This is a genomic window from Gordonia sp. JH63 (genome assembly GCF_009856645.1).
GTDB lineage: Bacteria > Actinomycetota > Actinomycetes > Mycobacteriales > Mycobacteriaceae > Gordonia > Gordonia hongkongensis.
The window spans coordinates 1,555,495-1,572,000 of sequence record NZ_CP047235.1; the positions used below are offsets into that span (position 1 = coordinate 1,555,495).

General features: G+C 68.5%; 15 protein-coding genes. 6 read left to right on the forward strand and 9 right to left on the reverse strand.

The window, feature by feature from the left end; translation table 11 throughout:
- Window positions 1-68 precede the first annotated feature (68 nt).
- Together fabG and GR168_RS07035 are read left to right on the forward strand one after the other, a co-directional pair.
- Window positions 69-830, forward strand: a complete 762-nt coding sequence (fabG, locus tag GR168_RS07030; RefSeq protein WP_159370399.1) for a 3-oxoacyl-ACP reductase FabG — start codon at window positions 69-71, stop codon at window positions 828-830.
- A 45-nt stretch (window positions 831-875) separates the two neighbouring features.
- On the forward strand, window positions 876-2,099 hold the full coding sequence (locus GR168_RS07035) for an acetyl-CoA C-acetyltransferase (protein WP_159370400.1): 1,224 nt from the start codon (window positions 876-878) through the stop codon (window positions 2,097-2,099).
- Window positions 2,100-2,160: 61 nt separating this feature from the next.
- On the opposite strand, the gene GR168_RS07040 is transcribed toward GR168_RS07035, so the two are convergent.
- From GR168_RS07040 to GR168_RS07065, 6 genes are all read right to left on the reverse strand, one after another.
- Window positions 2,161-3,033: a LysR family transcriptional regulator gene (locus GR168_RS07040; protein WP_159370401.1), complete on the reverse strand. Its 873-nt coding sequence runs from the start codon at window positions 3,031-3,033 to the stop codon at window positions 2,161-2,163.
- A gap of 6 nt (window positions 3,034-3,039) precedes the next feature.
- Complete coding sequence (locus GR168_RS07045; protein WP_159370402.1) at window positions 3,040-3,942, reverse strand: LysR family transcriptional regulator; 903 nt, start codon at window positions 3,940-3,942, stop codon at window positions 3,040-3,042.
- 30 nt (window positions 3,943-3,972) lie between these two features.
- Window positions 3,973-4,734, reverse strand: a complete 762-nt coding sequence (locus GR168_RS07050; protein WP_159370403.1) for a crotonase/enoyl-CoA hydratase family protein — start codon at window positions 4,732-4,734, stop codon at window positions 3,973-3,975.
- Window positions 4,735-4,767: 33 nt separating this feature from the next.
- Window positions 4,768-5,892 (reverse strand): MBL fold metallo-hydrolase, encoded by a 1,125-nt coding sequence (locus tag GR168_RS07055; protein WP_159370404.1) that lies wholly within the window; start codon window positions 5,890-5,892, stop codon window positions 4,768-4,770.
- Between the two features lie 126 nt (window positions 5,893-6,018).
- Entirely contained in the window at window positions 6,019-6,804 is a 786-nt protein-coding gene (locus GR168_RS07060; RefSeq protein WP_078112143.1) for an alpha/beta hydrolase, read from the reverse strand.
- Window positions 6,805-6,860: 56 nt separating this feature from the next.
- Entirely contained in the window at window positions 6,861-8,465 is a 1,605-nt protein-coding gene (locus tag GR168_RS07065; protein ID WP_238995040.1) for an ABC-F family ATP-binding cassette domain-containing protein, read from the reverse strand.
- A gap of 212 nt (window positions 8,466-8,677) precedes the next feature.
- Here GR168_RS07065 and GR168_RS07070 point away from each other — a divergent pair, with 212 nt between their 5' ends.
- Window positions 8,678-9,688, forward strand: a complete 1,011-nt coding sequence (locus GR168_RS07070) for an enoyl-CoA hydratase/isomerase family protein (RefSeq protein ID WP_159370405.1) — start codon at window positions 8,678-8,680, stop codon at window positions 9,686-9,688.
- Window positions 9,689-9,899: 211 nt separating this feature from the next.
- Here the strand turns inward: GR168_RS07070 and GR168_RS07075 are convergent, their stop codons facing one another.
- A complete protein-coding gene (locus GR168_RS07075) occupies window positions 9,900-10,628 on the reverse strand; it encodes a hypothetical protein (protein ID WP_238995041.1) in 729 nt (242 codons plus the stop codon).
- 28 nt (window positions 10,629-10,656) lie between these two features.
- Window positions 10,657-12,267: a peptide chain release factor 3 gene (locus tag GR168_RS07080; RefSeq protein ID WP_058250853.1), complete on the reverse strand. Its 1,611-nt coding sequence runs from the start codon at window positions 12,265-12,267 to the stop codon at window positions 10,657-10,659.
- 143 nt (window positions 12,268-12,410) lie between these two features.
- Between GR168_RS07080 and GR168_RS07085 the strand changes: the two genes are divergently transcribed.
- Window positions 12,411-13,298 (forward strand): DUF559 domain-containing protein, encoded by an 888-nt coding sequence (locus tag GR168_RS07085; protein WP_159371858.1) that lies wholly within the window; start codon window positions 12,411-12,413, stop codon window positions 13,296-13,298.
- A gap of 63 nt (window positions 13,299-13,361) precedes the next feature.
- Here GR168_RS07085 and GR168_RS07090 read toward each other — a convergent pair whose 3' ends face one another.
- Window positions 13,362-14,378 carry a beta-ketoacyl-ACP synthase III gene (locus GR168_RS07090; protein ID WP_004022635.1) on the reverse strand — a complete coding sequence of 339 codons (1,017 nt, stop codon included), beginning with the start codon at window positions 14,376-14,378 and terminating at the stop codon, window positions 13,362-13,364.
- Between the two features lie 291 nt (window positions 14,379-14,669).
- Between GR168_RS07090 and GR168_RS07095 the strand changes: the two genes are divergently transcribed.
- Both GR168_RS07095 and GR168_RS07100 read left to right on the forward strand, forming a co-directional pair.
- Window positions 14,670-15,737, forward strand: a complete 1,068-nt coding sequence (locus GR168_RS07095) for an ATP-binding cassette domain-containing protein (protein ID WP_159370406.1) — start codon at window positions 14,670-14,672, stop codon at window positions 15,735-15,737.
- The gene (locus tag GR168_RS07100; protein WP_159370407.1) at window positions 15,734-16,498 is read left to right on the forward strand and encodes an ABC transporter permease; all 765 of its coding nucleotides are present in this window, start codon (window positions 15,734-15,736) and stop codon (window positions 16,496-16,498) included. Before GR168_RS07095 ends, GR168_RS07100 begins: the two co-directional genes overlap by 4 nt.
- Window positions 16,499-16,506 lie beyond the last annotated feature (8 nt).

Here is a 16,506-nt window from a genome sequence, read left to right on the forward strand (position 1 = left end):
CGGGCCGGCGCTTCGCGACCGGTTGCCCGACGACCGTCACCCCGCCGCCCTCGAAAGGACTCCGATACATGTCATCGCACCCGCCCGCCGCCGCGTTGCTGGAGGGTCGTACCGCCGTCGTGACCGGCGGCGCCCAGGGCATCGGTTTCGAGATCGCCCGCTCGTTCGTTGACGCCGGCGCGCGAGTCGTGCTCGGTGACCTCAGCCTCGACGCCGCGCAGGCGGCCGCGGACGAGCTCGGCGGCCGCGACGTGGCCCGCGCGGTGAGGTGCGACGTCGTCGACGCGGGCGAGGTCGACACGCTGCTGGCGGCCGCGGTCGACGGGTTCGGCTCACTCGATGTGCTGGTGAACAACGCCGGGATCACCCGGGACGCGACGATGCGCACCATGACCGAAGACGATTTCGATCAGGTCATCTCGGTGCATCTCAAAGGCACCTGGAACGGCACACGCAAGGCGGCGGCGATCATGCGCGAGGCCAAGCGTGGTGCGATCGTGAACATCTCGTCGCTGTCGGGCAAGGTCGGCATGGTCGGGCAGACCAACTACTCGGCCGCCAAGGCGGGCATCGTCGGCCTCACCAAGGCCGCGGCCAAGGAGATGGCCCATCACGGCGTGCGGATCAACGCGATCCAGCCCGGCCTCATCCGGTCGGCGATGACCGAGGCGATGCCGCAGAAAGCGTGGGACCAGAAGATGGCGGAGATCCCGATGCGGCGCGCCGGCGAGGTCGGTGAGGTCGCGAGCGTCGCGCTGTTCCTGGCGTGTGACATGTCGTCGTACATGACGGGCACCGTCCTCGAGGTGACCGGCGGCCGTTTCATGTGACCGCCGGCCCTGCTCCACGCCTCCTCTGACACCGAAAGGTCACCCATGCGCGACGTCGTCATCTGCGAACCGGTCCGTACCCCGATCGGCCGTTACGGCGGGATGTTCAAGAATCTCACCGCCGTTGATCTCGGGGTCGCCGCGCTGACGGGGATGCTCGACCGGACCGGACTCGACCCGGAGAAGGTCGAGGACGTCATCCTCGGTCACTGCAACGGGAACAGCGAGGCGCCCGCCCTGGGACGAGTCATCGCACTCGATGCCGGGTTGCCGATCACAGTGGGCGGCATGCACATCGATCGTCGTTGCGGGTCGGGACTACAGGCCGTCATCCAGGCCGCCTACCAGGTGTCATCGGGGGACAACGACGTCGTGGTCGCCGGCGGTGCCGAGTCGATGAGCAACGCGTCGTTCTACTCGGTGGACATGCGGTGGGGCGGGGCCCGGACCGGAATTGCCATGCACGACAGCCTCGTCCGGGCGCGCTCGACCGCCGGCGGCAAGAACTACCCGGTGCCCGGCGGAATGATCGAGACGGCCGAGAACCTGCGCAAGGACTACGAGATCTCCCGGGAAGAACAGGACGAACTGGCTGTGGCATCGCACGAACGAGCGGTGCGGGCCCAGAAGGATGGCGTACTGGCCGAGGAGATCATCCCGGTCACCGTGGCTTCGCGATCTGGTGATCAGGTCATCGACACCGACGAGCATCCACGCCCGGATGTCTCGGTCGAATCGCTGTCGAAGCTGAAGCCGATCATGGGCAAGACCGACCCGGACGCGACCGTGACGGCGGGCAACGCCAGCGGTCAGAACGACGCCGCGTCGATGGCGATCGTGACCACACCCGAGGTCGCGGAGAAGCTGGGTCTACGCCCGCTGGTGAAGCTGGTGTCATGGGGTCTGGCGGGGGTACCGCCGCGCACCATGGGGATCGGGCCGGTCCCCGCGACCGAGAAGGCCCTGGCAAAGGCCGGACTAACACTCGCCGACATCGATGTCATCGAGTTGAACGAGGCATTCGCGGCCCAGGCACTCGCGGTCACCCGCGAGTGGGGTTTCGGCCGGTTCGGTGCCGGCGGCGATTTCGACCGCACCAACGTCCACGGCTCGGGCATCTCGCTGGGCCACCCGGTCGGCGCCACCGGCGGACGCATGCTGGCCTCCCTGGCGCGTGAACTGCACCGGCGCGAGGCCCGCTACGGGCTGGAGACCATGTGCATCGGCGGTGGCCAGGGCCTCGCCGCGGTCTTCGAACGCGTCAGCTGACCCGAGACTCACCGGGCCCCACCTGATCCGCACGCACCGGTGGGGCCCGGTGTTCCACCCGTCACCCCGCAGTTTCGCGCACGAGGTCGACGAAGGCCTGCCCGACGGCCGACAGCGACGGCGGGTGGAATGCGATGGCGAAGGGTCGCACCACATTCGGTTCGATTTCACGGATCACGACCGGTTCGTCGGCCGACTCCGCCACCGATCGTTCGAGTAGAGTGCCGCCGATTCCGGACTCCACCATCGGGAGCCGTTCCTCGCGGATCTCCGACAGCACGGCCAGCGGCGGGCGGACGCCCCCGACGCGGATCGCCTCCTCGAACTCGTCGGCCACCGAGTAGCCGCGCGGCACGAACACCATCGGGATCGCCGGCAGATTGTTCAGCGGGATCGGGCCCACGGGTACATCGGTGCCCTGCGGGTAGACGAGCACGTGTTCGTGTTCGCCGATCACGATCACCTCGAGGTCGTCGCCGGCGATGGGTAGGTGGGCGACGGCGAACTCGCAATGACCGTCCTCGATGGCCGACGCGGCCCTGGTCTCGTCGCGTAACTCGCCGAGTCGCACCGAAACCCGCGGATAGGCGGCCCGGAACCGGGCGACCAGATCGACGACGGGCCCGACCGCGGTCGCGGCGAAGGCCAGGATCTCGAGGTGGCCGGTGAGTTCGTCCGCCGAGGCGGAGAGCAGATCGTCGACGGCGTCCATGTCGCGCACGATCTGTCGCGCGGGACCGACCATCGTGCGCCCGGCCGCCGACAGGACCATCCCGCGACCGATGCGGTGAAACAGCTGGACTCCGAGTTCGCGTTCGAGCGCCCGGAGTGCTTGGGACACGGTGGGTTGCGCGACACCGAGAGCCGACGCGGCCCCGCCGATGCCCTTGTTCTCGACCACCGCCAGGAAGTACTCGACCTGTCGCAATTCCATGGCGTGTCACCAATCCCGTGGTTCGGCGGGGTCCGGCGCGATCCCGCAGTGGACCTTCGCCGCGGAGATGAAGGCGAGGGCGGCCGGCGAGGGGAGCCCGGATCGCAGCACGAGACCCCACGGTCGGGTGAGTGGTGGGTCGAGCGCGAGTCGACGGAGTCCCGCAAGCTGCCGGTCGGCCACGGTGCGTGGGAGAATCGTTGCGCCCGTGCCCTTCTTGACCAGACTCCACACCGCGGACGGTAATTGGCAGTCGACCACCACGTTCTTGCCGTTGTCGTCGAGGAGTCCGCCGAGGAGTTCCGCGGTGATCGGGTCGCTGTGATCGACGACGAGTGGCAGCGAGCGCACCGCAGACTGCGGTATCGGTTCGGGCAGACCGTCGGCGAGCGTCGTCGGCGCCGCGACGATGAGTTCCTGCTCGGCCATCGGGATGGCGGTGAAGGTTGCGTGTTCGGCGGCCGAGTCCATGATCCCGACCTCGGCGTCCCCGGATCGCAACGCCGACAACACCCCGGTGGGGCTGTCGGCGGAGACGACTCGAACCGACAAGCGCGGGAACCGTTCCCGGAACAGGCGGACGATGTTGACCACCGGGTCCACGCTGAACGCCGCGTAGGTCACGATGTCGACGCGACCGGCGCGCAGCTCCCGAACGGCGTCGACCTTGGCCTTGGCGCGGTCGACGTCGGCCAGGATGCGCCGGGCGGCGACGTCGAGTTTGCGTCCGGCCTCGGTGAGTTCGAGGCGTCGTCCGGTGCGGTCGAACAGGGTGACGCCGAGACGTCTCTCGAGGGTGCGGATCGCCTGGGACAGCGACGGCTGTGAGATGTAGAGCGACTGGGCGGCCTTCGTGATGCCGCCGTGGTCGACCACGGCGACGAAGTAGGTCACGAGGTGCAGGTCCACCCCGGTCACTCTAGTGACCCGAGTGTCAGGTCACTTGCCGGTCCAGCGCGGCGCGCGTTTCTCGGCGAAGGCGATCGCACCTTCCTTGGCGTCGTCGGAGGCGAACACCGGACCGAGGAAGTCCCACTGCTTCTTGATGAGTTCGGGATCGGTGTAGCGGATCGCCATGGAGGTGACCTGTTTGGTGGCGCGGACGGCGAGGGGGCCGTTGGCGGCGATGGCGGCGGCCAGTTCGCGTGCGCCGGCGAGTGTCTCGCCGGGTTCGGTGATCCGGTTGACCAGGCCGAACTGGTGGGCGCGTGCGGCGGTGAGCGGGTCGCCGGTGAGCGCGAGTTCCATGGCGAGCTGGTAGGGGAGGATCTTCGGGAGGCGTAGGAGGCCGCCGGCGGCGGCGGCGAGTCCGCGCTTGACCTCTGGGATGCCGAACTTGGAGTTGTTTGCTGCGACGACGAGGTCCGCCGACAACGCGAGTTCGCATCCGCCGGCCAGCGCCCAGCCCTCGACGGCGGCGATGAGGGGCTTGGTCGGTGGGGCCTCGGTGAGGCCACCGAACCCGCGACCCTCCAGGGACACCACCTCGCCGCGGGCGAAGGCCTTGAGGTCCATCCCGGCGCAGAACGTGCCACCGGCACCGGTGAGGATGCCGATGGTGAGGTCGTCACGCGACTCGAGCTCGTCGATCGCGGCGGCGATACCCTCCGACACCTCGAGATTCACGGCGTTCTTCGCCTCGGGGCGGTTGATCGTGATGACGGCGACGCCGTCAGCGAACTCGGTGAGCACGGCACTCATGGGACTCCTGGAGTTGGTGGACGGGACGGGCGGTCAGGTGTTCTCGGATGTGGAGATCTGTTGCGGCTCAGCCGGTGTGGGCTCGCCGGCGGCAACCCAGCGGATCGGATCCGGGGTCGTCGGATCGGTCGCCGTCTCATCGGGAACGTGGGCGTCGAGGACACCGCGCTCCTGCAGGACGACGAGATGGGCGTGCGTCTCCCGCAACGCGAGTCGGCTGAGGGTGAGGGACAGCTCCTCGAACGGACGCGACCACGTCACCGACCGGGTGATCTCCCAGGCCGTGCTCTCCGGGTATCGGGTCACGGTCGAGGCGATCTCGTCGAGCCGCTCCTCGTGATGCGTGAGGAGACCGGTGACGCGGTCGCCGAGGCCTCGGAACCGGTACTCGTGGGACGGCAGCGCCTCGTGGTCGCGCATCTTCTCGGTGTTGGCCAGCGAGATCAGGTAGTCGGCGAGGGGACTGTCGGTCTGCATGGGATTGGTCGAGATGTTCGGACTGATCCGCGGCAGCAGGTGGTCGCCGGTGAAGACGATGCCGGCGGTGTCGTCGGCGAAGCAGAGGTGCCCCGCGGTGTGGCCCGGGGTCCAGACGGCGCGGAGATCCCAGCCGGGGATGTCGAGCGGGGCGTCCCCGGTCAGCTCGCGGTCGACGGACCGCCCGTCGGGCAGGCGGATGAAACCGACCAGCCCCTCGTCGGCGACCTCGGTCGGTGCGCCGAGAGCGCGGAGTTCGGATCGCGCCTGGCCGAGTTGGTTCTCCACCTCGGTCTCGGAGTAGTGGCGCAGGTACCGGGAATCGTTGCGATGCATCCACAGCTCGGCGTCCACGTACTCGAGTAGACGCGGCACGAGCCCGAAATGGTCGGGGTGCAGATGAGTCACGCCGATGGACCTGATGTCGGCGAGGTCGTGGCCGGTGGAGCGGATGCCTGCGACGAGGATGTCCCACGACTCGTCGGACGGCCAGCCGGCGTCGATCAGTGCGAGACCGCCGTCGGGCAATCCGAGGGCGTAGACCAGGACGTATCGCAACGGATTGGATCCCATGGGGACCGGGATCGACCACAGCTGCGGCCGGACCTCCTCGACCGGGGGCAACACCTTGTCGGCCCAGGCCTGCTTCTGCAGCGTGCCGGTGACCTCGATCGTGCCCATCCAGCCTCCCGCCGGGTCCGTCGCGTGGTGACACCGCTGATGATCGTTGCAGTGATCAACAGTCATCCGATCACGAGAGGCGATCGCGCTCAAGCTGTGGGCGGCTCAGACATCCTGAGGTAGGACCTATGGATCCAGGTCGGCGAGTCCGGCCGCGGCCCCGTCGCAGCTCGCCGCGACGTCGAGCACCAGTCGCCCGGCGAGTTCCGGCTGGATGAGCGGGAACAGATGGCTTGCCCCGGGGACGACGGTCAGCGACGCGTGCTGTGCTGCCTCGACGAAACGTTGTTCGTGGACCCGGAACTGGTCTTGGCTACCGTTGACGAACATCGTTCGGCCGGGGTAGCGCCGGACCTCGCCGAGCGCGTCGAACCGCTTGATCTCGGCGACGACGTCGGCGATCGACCCCAGTGCCAGTCCGCCGATCTCCATGTCGGCGGACACCCGACGTCCCACGGCGAGGCGGGTGGCCACCTGACTGATGATCGCCGCCTGACGCGGCAGGAACGCGGTGACCGCACCGAACGTCTCGAACGGCGCGGCCAGCAGCGGACTGGGCTGCGCGGTCGCGCACATCGGGACCAGGGCCGCGACGGCTTCCGGATGGCGTCCGGCGACCGCCATCGCCACATAACCGCCCATCGACATCCCGGCCACGACCGCCGGCCGGCCGAACCTGCTGATCTCGGCGAGCACGGCGTCCACCGCGCCGGACATCGTGAACGTCTCGTCGCGGCGCTGCCCGTGGCCAGGGAGGTCGGGGGTGGCGACCGCGCGCCTCGAGTCGGGACCGGCCACAGCCGCCGCGACCCGGTGCAGGGTCGCGCCGCTCACGCGCAAACCGTGGACGAGGACGACGGGCGTGGGTTCGACCACCGCCGCGTCGACGGGAACGGGTACGGGCTCGGCCATCGCACGCAGTATGCCGCCGAACGGTTCTCGACGCCGCCGGCGTCACCGACTGTTCGTCAGCGATCTGCTTCGACGTCGGTTTGTTCGGCACCTATCTGCCCCGGCGTTCCCGACGGTTCGCCCGGTGGGAACGCCGGTGACACGCGCCGACCGATGCCGATGCGGTCGAGGAACCCGGCGTCGTGGGAGACGACCAGCAGCGCACCGGTCCAGGCCTCGAGTGCGTCCACGAGTTGCGTGACGGTGTCGAGATCCAGGTTGTTCGTCGGCTCGTCGAGGATCAGCAGTTTGGGTGTCGGGTCACCGAGCAGTGCATCGGCCAGTGCGACGCGCAGCCGTTCGCCGCCGGACAGTTCGGCGAGTGCGCGATCGGCGCGCGCACCCCGGAACAGGAACCGCGCGAGATGCGCCCGCACCTCCTGCGTCGAGATGTCCAGGTGGGTCCGCGCGAGGTGCTCCGCGATCGAGACGGTCGGGTCGGGGAAGGTGATCTGCTGCGGTACGAAGGCGAACGGTACGACGACGGATTCGGAGGCGATCAACTCCGCGATCAGCGTCGATTTCCCGGAACCGTTGGGCCCCACCAGAGCCACCCGCTCGGGTCCGTCCATGCGCAGGCGGTCATCGACGACGATCTGGGCGCGCGGGGCCACCTCCGGCGTCGGCACGACGATCCGTGCGGTGCGGTCGGTGCGGATGTCCTCGCGGGCCTCGTCGAGACGCGTTGCCGCAGAGGCTACGTCGTCACGATGGGCGTTGCGCAGTTTGCCCGCCGACACCTGCGCCTCGCTCCGGCGGTTGTGTGCCACGATCTTCGGCACCCGCTTCTCGCGTTCGGCCGTCGCGCCCGTCCGGGCCCGCCGATCGAGTTTGATCAACGCCTCGGTCATCTCGCGGCGCTGCTTGCGCAGATCGCCGGCGGCGGTGGCAACCGCTGCCTCGGCGGCGTCTTGTTCGGCGTCGATGATCTCGCGGTACCGGGAGTAGGGCCCGCCGAACAGCCGCACTCGACCTCGGTACAGCTCGACTGTCGTATCGACACGTTCGAGGAGCTCGAGGTCATGACTGACCACGACCACCGTGCCCGGGAACGACTCGATGGCGTCGAAGAGCCGGGCGCGGGAGTCGGTGTCCAGGTTGTTGGTCGGTTCGTCGAGGAGCAGGATCGCCGGGTCGGCGATGAGTGCGGCGACGATCGCCAGCAGGGTCGCCTCCCCGCCGGACATGGCGCCGACCGTGCGGTCGAGGTCGGGCGGCAGTCCCATCTGCTCGAGGAGTCCGATGGCGCGCTCCTCGACGCCCCAGTCGTCCCCGACTGCGTCGAAGTCCTGCGGATCTACCGAGCCGCTCTCGATTCGTCGTATCGCACAACGAATCTCGTCGATGCCGAGCGCTTGTGCCACGGTCGACGACGGATCGGACTGCGGGTCCTGCACGACCACAGCGACATCGGTCGTCGACGTGTCGCCTGCGATCGTGATGCTGCCCGACGCCGGGCGTGATCGACCGGCGATCAGGCCGAGGAGGGTGGACTTGCCCGCACCGTTCGCGCCGATGAGGGAGTAGGTCTCGGCGCCCAGGGTGAGGTCGAGGTGTTCGAAGACGACTGTCCCGTCAGGCCAGGCGAACGAGACGTCGGACAGCACGATGGAAGATGGCATGAGGGCTCCTGAAGTGGGTCGGGTACACCGACAGGGCGTCGGTGGAGTCCGTCGGCGGTGCCGACGGCCGGGGCCACTTCAGTTCTTCATCGCGGTGGATCACTCCTGGCGGGTCTGGGGGCAAGTGGTGACCACCGTAGCGGACGCGCTCGGAGTTGCCAACGGATTATCCGCCGACGAGTCGGATCCGGGCTCACCGCTACGGTTGGGGTATGTCATTTCTCCGCACCTCGGTGTCCAACGGCGTCGGCGAGATCGTCCTGGACCGGCCCAAGGCTCTCAATGCGTTGGACCAGAGCATGATCGACGACATGTACGTCACGCTCGGCGAATGGGGTGACGACGATGGGATTGACACCGTCCTGGTCACCTCGGCGAGCGACCGGGCGTTCTGCGCCGGAGGCGACATCCGTGCGATCCGCGAGCACGCCATCGACGGCGACCAGGCCTCGATCAGCCGCTACTTCGCCGGCGAGTACCGGCTCGATCAGCTCGTCGCCGACTACCCGAAGCCCTACATCAGCCTGATCGACGGGGCGGCCATGGGCGGGGGTCTCGGGATCAGCGTGCACGGCGAGATCAGGGTCGTCACCGAGAAGGCGATGATCGCCATGCCCGAGACCGCGATCGGGTTCTTCCCCGACATCGGTTCGACCTACTTCCTGCCGCGGCTCCCGGAAGGGGTGGGCATGTGGCTCGGACTCACCGGCGCCCGGATCCGCGGTGTGGACGCGGTCGCCGTCGGACTGGCAACGCATTTCGTGTCCTCCGCCGACCTGCCGGCGGTCGCCGACAGCATCCGTTCTGGTGCCCCGCTGGCCGACGCGCTGGCCACGTCGGGGACCGAGGACGCCAGCGACGTGCCGTTGCGCAAGATCGGCGAGTACTTCGCCGACGACAACGTCAACGCCATCCTCGGCGGCCTGCGCGGCGCGGTCGGCGACGACTGGGCCCAGGAGATGGTTGGTCTGCTCGAGGGCGCCTCACCCACCAGTCTGTGGGTCACCGCGGCGATGATCAGCGCCGGGGCGAGGTCGGGGATCGACGAGTGCTTCGACCGGGAACTGCATGCCGCAGAGGAGATCACGAAGACCCACGACTTCCGCGAGGGCGTGCGGGCCGTGCTCGTCGACAAGGATCGCAGTCCCGAATTCGACCCGGCGCGCATCGACGACGTCGATCCCGCCGTCGTGGCCCGGATCGTCGGTGCCACCGCTGGTTGAGCCGCCTCCCCGCTGGTTGAGTCGCCTCCCCGCTGGTTGAGTCGCCTCCCCGCTGGTTGAGCTTGTCGAAGCCACTGGTCGGGTTTGCGAGGTCGGTTGCCGAGGTGGCCTCGACGGACGCGGCGTCCTCGCTACGCTCGGTCGACGCTGCTCGACCAGCGGGGGGTGGCGTCCTTACTACGCTCGCTCGACGCTGCTCGACCGGCAGATCTCAGGGCGTGAGCTGAAACCACCCCGACAACGACACGCTGTCGGTCGAGTTGCCCTCGGACTCCGGCTGTTTCGTGGCCGACGACTCGTCGAGGTCGTAGCGGACGTCGTCGTCGGGCGCGAGCGGGTTGGCCTCGACCCGTGTCGCCGTCGGGCAGGTGAACGAGCCGGCCGCGAGTGAGCCCGACATGCCGCTCACGCTGAGCTGGCACGCGGACGAGTGGTGGTAGTCGCCGTTGATCGAGACCCCGATCTGGGCGTTGATCGGTCGTGTCAACGGCCCGACGGTCGGACGTGTCGCGCCCACCGGTGGCAACAGGCCGCCGGTCAGTTCGCTGATCAGGAACTCGATCTGCGCGCCGCCGGTGCCGGCGTCCTTGAACACGAAGAGCAGCGAGTCCGGCGGCACATCGGGCCGCGCCGGGCCCCACCGGTCGAACTTATAGCAGTTGGGCTCGTCGGCGGGGGTGGCGCCCACTGCGGGTCCGCGTCGGGAGTCCGCCGGCGTGTCCGCGACCGCGATCTTGATGTCGCCGTGACGGAACTCGAAGTTCTGGCCACTGCGGTCGACGTTGCCCTGCGGTGGTTTCTCGGTGCAGAGCGTCGGGTCGACCGGGCGTGCGGTCGGCACCGGCGTCGAGGTGGTGGGCGTGGACTGGGGCGGGGCGTCGGAGCCACAGGCGGTGACGAGCGACGACACCGCCGCGCACATCAGCACGGCGGCGCGCACCGGCCGGCGCCGTGTGCTCGTCGACCGGTCAGTCCGCTGCCGCGACAAGGGGTTCGAGAGTGAGGTCGGGGTGTTCCTTCTCGATGTACTGCAGGCGCCATTTGTCGCTGAAGAGCGCGAGAACGGCGCCGTCGGTGCGGGTGAAGACCTCGACGCCGCGTTGCCGATTCAATTCGGGCGCGCTGTCGGCATCCGTGCGACGGGCGAGGGTGTAACCGAGCGGCTCGATGATGGTGTCGACGTTGTACTCGGCCTTCATCCGCGCGGTCACGACCTCGAACTGCATCGGTCCGACGGCGGCGAGCACCGGCGACGCATCACCGCGGGTGTCGTTGCGCAGGACCTGGACCACGCCTTCGCTCTCGAGCTGGTCCATGCCCTTGCGGAACTGCTTGTACTTGTCTGCGGTGGTGGCACGCAGGGTCGAGAAGTGTTCGGGCGCAAAGGACGGGATCGGCGGGAACTGCACCTTGGGGCCGTCGTAGAGAGTGTCGCCGGGCGCGAGCGCGGTCGCGTTCACCAGCCCGACCACGTCACCGGGGTAGGCGGTGTCGACCGTCGAGCGGTCGCGGCCGAAGACGGCCTGGGCATACTTGGTGGCGAACGGCTTTCCGGTCTGCGCATGGGTCACGACCATGCCGCGTTCGAACTCGCCGGACACGATCCGCATGTACGCCAGGCGATCCCGGTGGCTGGAGTCCATCCCGGCCTGCACCTTGAAGACCACCGCGCTGAACGGGTCGGTCACCGGCCGTGGATTGCCCTCGACGTCGGCCCGCGGCCCGGGGGGAGGAGCGAGCTCCACGAGGACCTCGAGGAGTTGCCGCACACCGAAGTTCAGCATCGCGGAGGCGAAGATCATCGGCGAGGTCTGCCCGGCGAGGAACAATTCCTGATCGTGGTCCTGGCCCATCTCGGTGAGCAGTTCGCTCTCCTCGAGTGCCGAGGTCCACTCGTCGCCCTCGCGAGCCAGCGCGTCGTCGGCGGACATGATCTCCTCGGGCGCGATCTTCGCGCCGCCGGCGGTACGGGTGAAGTGCACGTACTCGCCGGTGCGCCGGTCGAGGAGACCACGGAAGTCGCCGGCGATGCCGACCGGGAAGAACAGCGGGGTCGGGGTGAGGCCGATGCGCTCGGTGATCTCGTCGATCAGTTCGAGGGGGCTCTGACCCGGCCGGTCCCACTTGTTGATCACCGTGATGACCGGGATGCCCCGGTGGCGGCACACCTGAAAGAGTTTGAGGGTCTGCGGCTCGAGTCCCTTGGCGGCGTCGATGAGCATCACCGCGGCGTCGACCGCGGTCAGCACGCGGTAGGTGTCCTCGGAGAAGTCGGCGTGACCCGGGGTGTCGACGAGGTTGATGACGCTCGGGATCTCGGGGTCGGCCTGGGCTGCGGCCGAGTAGTTGAACTGCAGCGCCGTCGAACTGACGGAGATGCCGCGCGCCTTCTCCATCTCCATCCAGTCGGAGACGGTCGACTTACGTCCGGCCTTGCCGTGGACGGCGCCGGCCTCGCTGATCATCCGCGCGTGCAGCGCCAACGCCTCGGTCATCGTCGACTTGCCGGCATCGGGGTGGGAGATGATGGCGAAGGTACGACGACGCGTCACTTCGCGACTGATCACCTCGGAACTCACGAGGTTCCAGGCTACCGGGCGTGCAGGGGGCGGCCAAACTCGCTCGCGGTGGAGTGCCGGGGCAGGTTGTGCCGGAATGCGGCACCTTGTGCCCCCGCCCAAAAAACTGGGAACCCGTCACCGTTGCTGTGCGTCTGATGGTCGTGCAGCTTCCACCGGGCCTTCGGCGCCGCGTTCTCGCCCGTGACGGGGTACTGACCATGGCGGATGCGCTCGAATTCGGCCTCACGCGGTCCGCGGTCCGGCGTCGAGTCGATTGCGGAGACTGGATGCCGCACACGCGCGGGGTGTATTCGCTCGCTGATCATCCGACGACGCCGGCCACCCGTGCGCGACTGGCAGTCGCGAGCGTGGGCCGCGGTGCGGCGCTGTCCGGAGCGGGAGCGGCGTGGTGGCACGGGCTCCTCGACGAGCCGCCGAAGAAGTTCACGGTCACCGCACCGCGATCGCGGCATGGCTCTCCGGTCGAGGGCGTTCGGGTCCGGCGCCGCTGCCTCGCGGACGCGGAGGTGGTGACCCGCAAGGAGTTGCTCGTGACAGCCTTGCCGCTGTCCGTGCTGGAAGCCGCACTCGAGCGCGACAGCGGAGTCCTCGACAACGCGCTGCTCGTTCGCAAGGTCTCGCTGCGTCAGCTGCGCGTCGCCGCTGATCGTCGACGTGGCAAGGAGGATGGACCCGCGATCGCGGCCCTCGTCGACGGCGCCGAATCCGGCGCGCGTTCGGTGGCGGAGCGGCTGGCTGTCGACGTGTTGGGCGCCGGAGGTGTGAGCGGTTGGTCGTGCGGTCACCCGGCCGGCGGGTACTTCATCGACCTCGCGTTCCCGGATCGGCTGTTGGCGGTGGAGATCGACGGGATGGCGTTCCACCGCGACGCGGAGACGTTCCAGCGAGACCGCCGACGCCGAAACGACCTCATCGCATTGGGTTGGACCGTCCTCAACTTCACGTGGAGTGATCTGCGGGAGCGGCCCGACGACGTCGTGGCGCGTGTCCGCCAGGCGCTCGGCTTGCAGCGCGACCGGCCGGCATGACCAATCCGGGGGCATCATGAGCCGCTGAGCGGATCAGATTGCCCCAGGACTCGACACTGCGCCCTACTCGAACGGAACCGGCGGCATGGTGACGACCTGCGCGGCGTAGGAGAGTCCGGCGCCGAAGCCGAGGAGCAGCGCGGTCTGGCCGGGCTGTGCCTTGCCGGTCGACAGCAGGTCTTCCATGGCCAGGGGAATCGAGGCGGCGCTGGTGTTGCCGGTGTACTCGATGTCCTTGGCGACGACCGCGTCGTCGCGGAGTTTGAGGTTCTTGGCGAGCAGTTCGTTGATACGGGCGTTTGCCTGGTGCGGCACGAAGACGTCGAGGTCCTCGGAGCCGAGCTTCGCGGCCTCGAGGGCGCGGTGGGCGACCTTGCCCATCTCGAAGGCGGCCCAGCGGAACACCGCGGTGCCCTCCATGCGCAGGTAGGGACGCTGGGTGCGGTCGCTGTCGAGGAAGGTGACCCAGTCGAAGTCCTGGCGGATCGCGTTGAACTGGGAGCCGTCCGAGCCCCAGATCACCGGGCCGAGCTGTTGCTGCTCGGTGGGTCCGACGACGACCGCGCCGGCCCCGTCGCCGAAGATGAAACAGTTGGTGCGGTCGGTCATGTCCATGGTCACCGAGAGTTGCTCGGCGCCGATGACCAGCACGTGGGTGGCGCTGCCGCCGCGGATCATGTCGGACGCGAGTGCCATGCCGTAGCCGAAGCCGGCGCAGCCGACCGTGACGTCGAAGGCGGGCACGCCGTTGCAGCCGAGTTCGGTCGCGACCTTGGTGGCGCCGGCCGGGGTCAGCAGCAGGTGGGTGTTGGTGGCGAGGATGACGGCGTCGATGTCCGAGCCTTGGAGCAGCGCATTGGCGATCGCCTTGCGGCCGGCGTTGACCGACATCTCCATGACGCTCTCGTCGCGACGCGCGAACCGGCGCGTCTTGATTCCCGTACGGGTGTAGATCCACTCGTCGGAGGAGTCGATGTGCTGGCAGATCTCCTCGTTGGTGACGACGCGTTCGGGGCGGTACGCGCCGATGCCGAGCATGCCGATGTTGTTGATGCCAGTGGTGTCTGCGATGACCGCCATGGTGAACCCTTCCCAAAACGTGCCCGGCGAATATGTGACCCGACATACGACGGTACTCACACCGCCTCTTACTGGGAAGTAGCGGGACCCCGCCCGCAATCGTTACGGAGCTGCTGAGTGCGGACCGAAGTCGTCCTCGATGAAGGGAATGCTGGTCCGCAGGTCGGTCGACCACCGCCGGGGCGTCGGAAAGCGGCCCGCGGTCACGACGATCAGCACACGATGACGTGCGCGCAACGCCGAACGCACGAGTCAGCACACCATTCGACGGCATCGAGAGGGGGAGTCCGCATGATCCACGCACGCGGGTTGGTCCAGGTGTTCAGCACCGGGAAAGGAAAGAAGAAGCGCGAGGTGAGGGCCGTCGACGGCGTCGACCTCGACATCGCCGAAGGGGAGGTGGTCGGGTTCCTCGGGCCCAACGGCGCGGGCAAGACCACCACGCTGCGCATGCTGACGACCCTCCTGCGGCCGACGGCGGGTACCGCAACCGTCAACGGTTACGACGTCGTGGCCGACCCGGTCTCGGTCCGCCGCAGCATCGGCTACGTCTCGCAGGCCGGCGGCACCTTCAGCCAGGCCCAGGCCGGCGACGAGATCGTCGATCACGGCATGCTCTACGGGCTGTCCCGGGCCGAGGCGACCCGCCGCGGCCGTGCCCTGTTCTCCCAGCTCCAGCTCGACGGCCTGTGGGAACGCCAGCCCAAGAACATGTCCGGCGGGCAGAAACGCCGGCTCGACATCGTGATGGGCTTGGTCCACGAACCGTCCCTGGTCTTCCTCGACGAGCCGACCACCGGCCTCGACCCGCAGGCGAGGGCCAATCTCTGGGACCACATCCGGCGTCTGCGCACCGAGCGCGGCGCGACCGTCTTCCTGACGACGCACTACCTCGACGAGGCCGACGAACTGTCCGATCGGATCATCATCATCGACAACGGCCGGATCGTCGCCGCGGACACCGCCGACAACCTCAAGGCGCAGGTGTCCGGCGATCTGGTGGCACTCGAGGTCGCGGACTCCGCGGAGGTGTCCACCGCCGCGGAGAAACTGGCCTCGGTCACCGGTGGCCGCGGGGACGGCCGGATCGAGATCGACGGCCGGCATGTCCGGAGCCGGGTGCCGCGGGCGGGCCGGGCCGTCCCCGGACTGCTGCGCGACCTCGACGCCGCGGGCATCACCCTCGACTCCATCGAGGTCATCCGCCCGACCCTCGACGACGTCTTCCTCACCCTCACCGGTCGGTCGCTGCGTGACGCCGAGACCGAGCGGGGCAACGAGATCCATTCGGAAACAACGGATTCGACGAGCGCCGACGCCCCGTCGGCCGAACTCAACCGGCAGGGAGCCAGCCGATGACCACGTTCCTCCGCGAGAGCACCATCGTGTTCCGCCGACAGATCCGCATGAACCTGCGCAACCCGGCCTGGGTCCTCATCGGGGTGATGCAACCGGTCCTCTACCTCGTCCTTTTCGGGCCGCTGCTGAAGCCCCTCGTCGCGCAGTTCCCGGGCGGCGCCGACAATCCGTACACGTTCCTGGTCCCCGGTCTGCTCGTGCAACTCGGTCTGTTCGGCGCGTTGTTCGCCGGATTCAGCCTGATCGGGGAATGGCGCGAGGGTGTGATCGAGGCCGAACGGGTGACCCCGGCCAGCCGCACCGCCCTGCTCACCGGTCGACTCATGCGCGACATGCTGCAACTTCTCGTGCAGGCACTGATCCTGGTGGTGCTGGGCTATCTGATGGGCATGCGCGGTTCGGTGATCGGCGTGATCCTCGGCATCATCATCACGATGCTGATCGGTGGCGCGTGCGCCGCGGCGTCGAACGCCCTGGCGCTGACCACCAAGAGCGAGGATGTGATGGCGCCGCTCATCAACATGGTCATGATGCCGGTCCTGTTGCTGTCGGGCATCCTGCTCCCGATGACCCTCGGGCCGTCGTGGCTGCAGAGTCTCAGCGACTTCATGCCGTTCCGGTGGATCGTCGACGCGGTGCGCGACACCTTCTCCGGCGACCTCGCCAGTGCTCAGGTCCTCTGGGGCGTCCTCGCATCGCTCATCCTGGCCGTACTCGGAACGCTGTGGGGCACTTCGGTGTTCCGCAAGGAGAACGCCTGAGGAGCGGG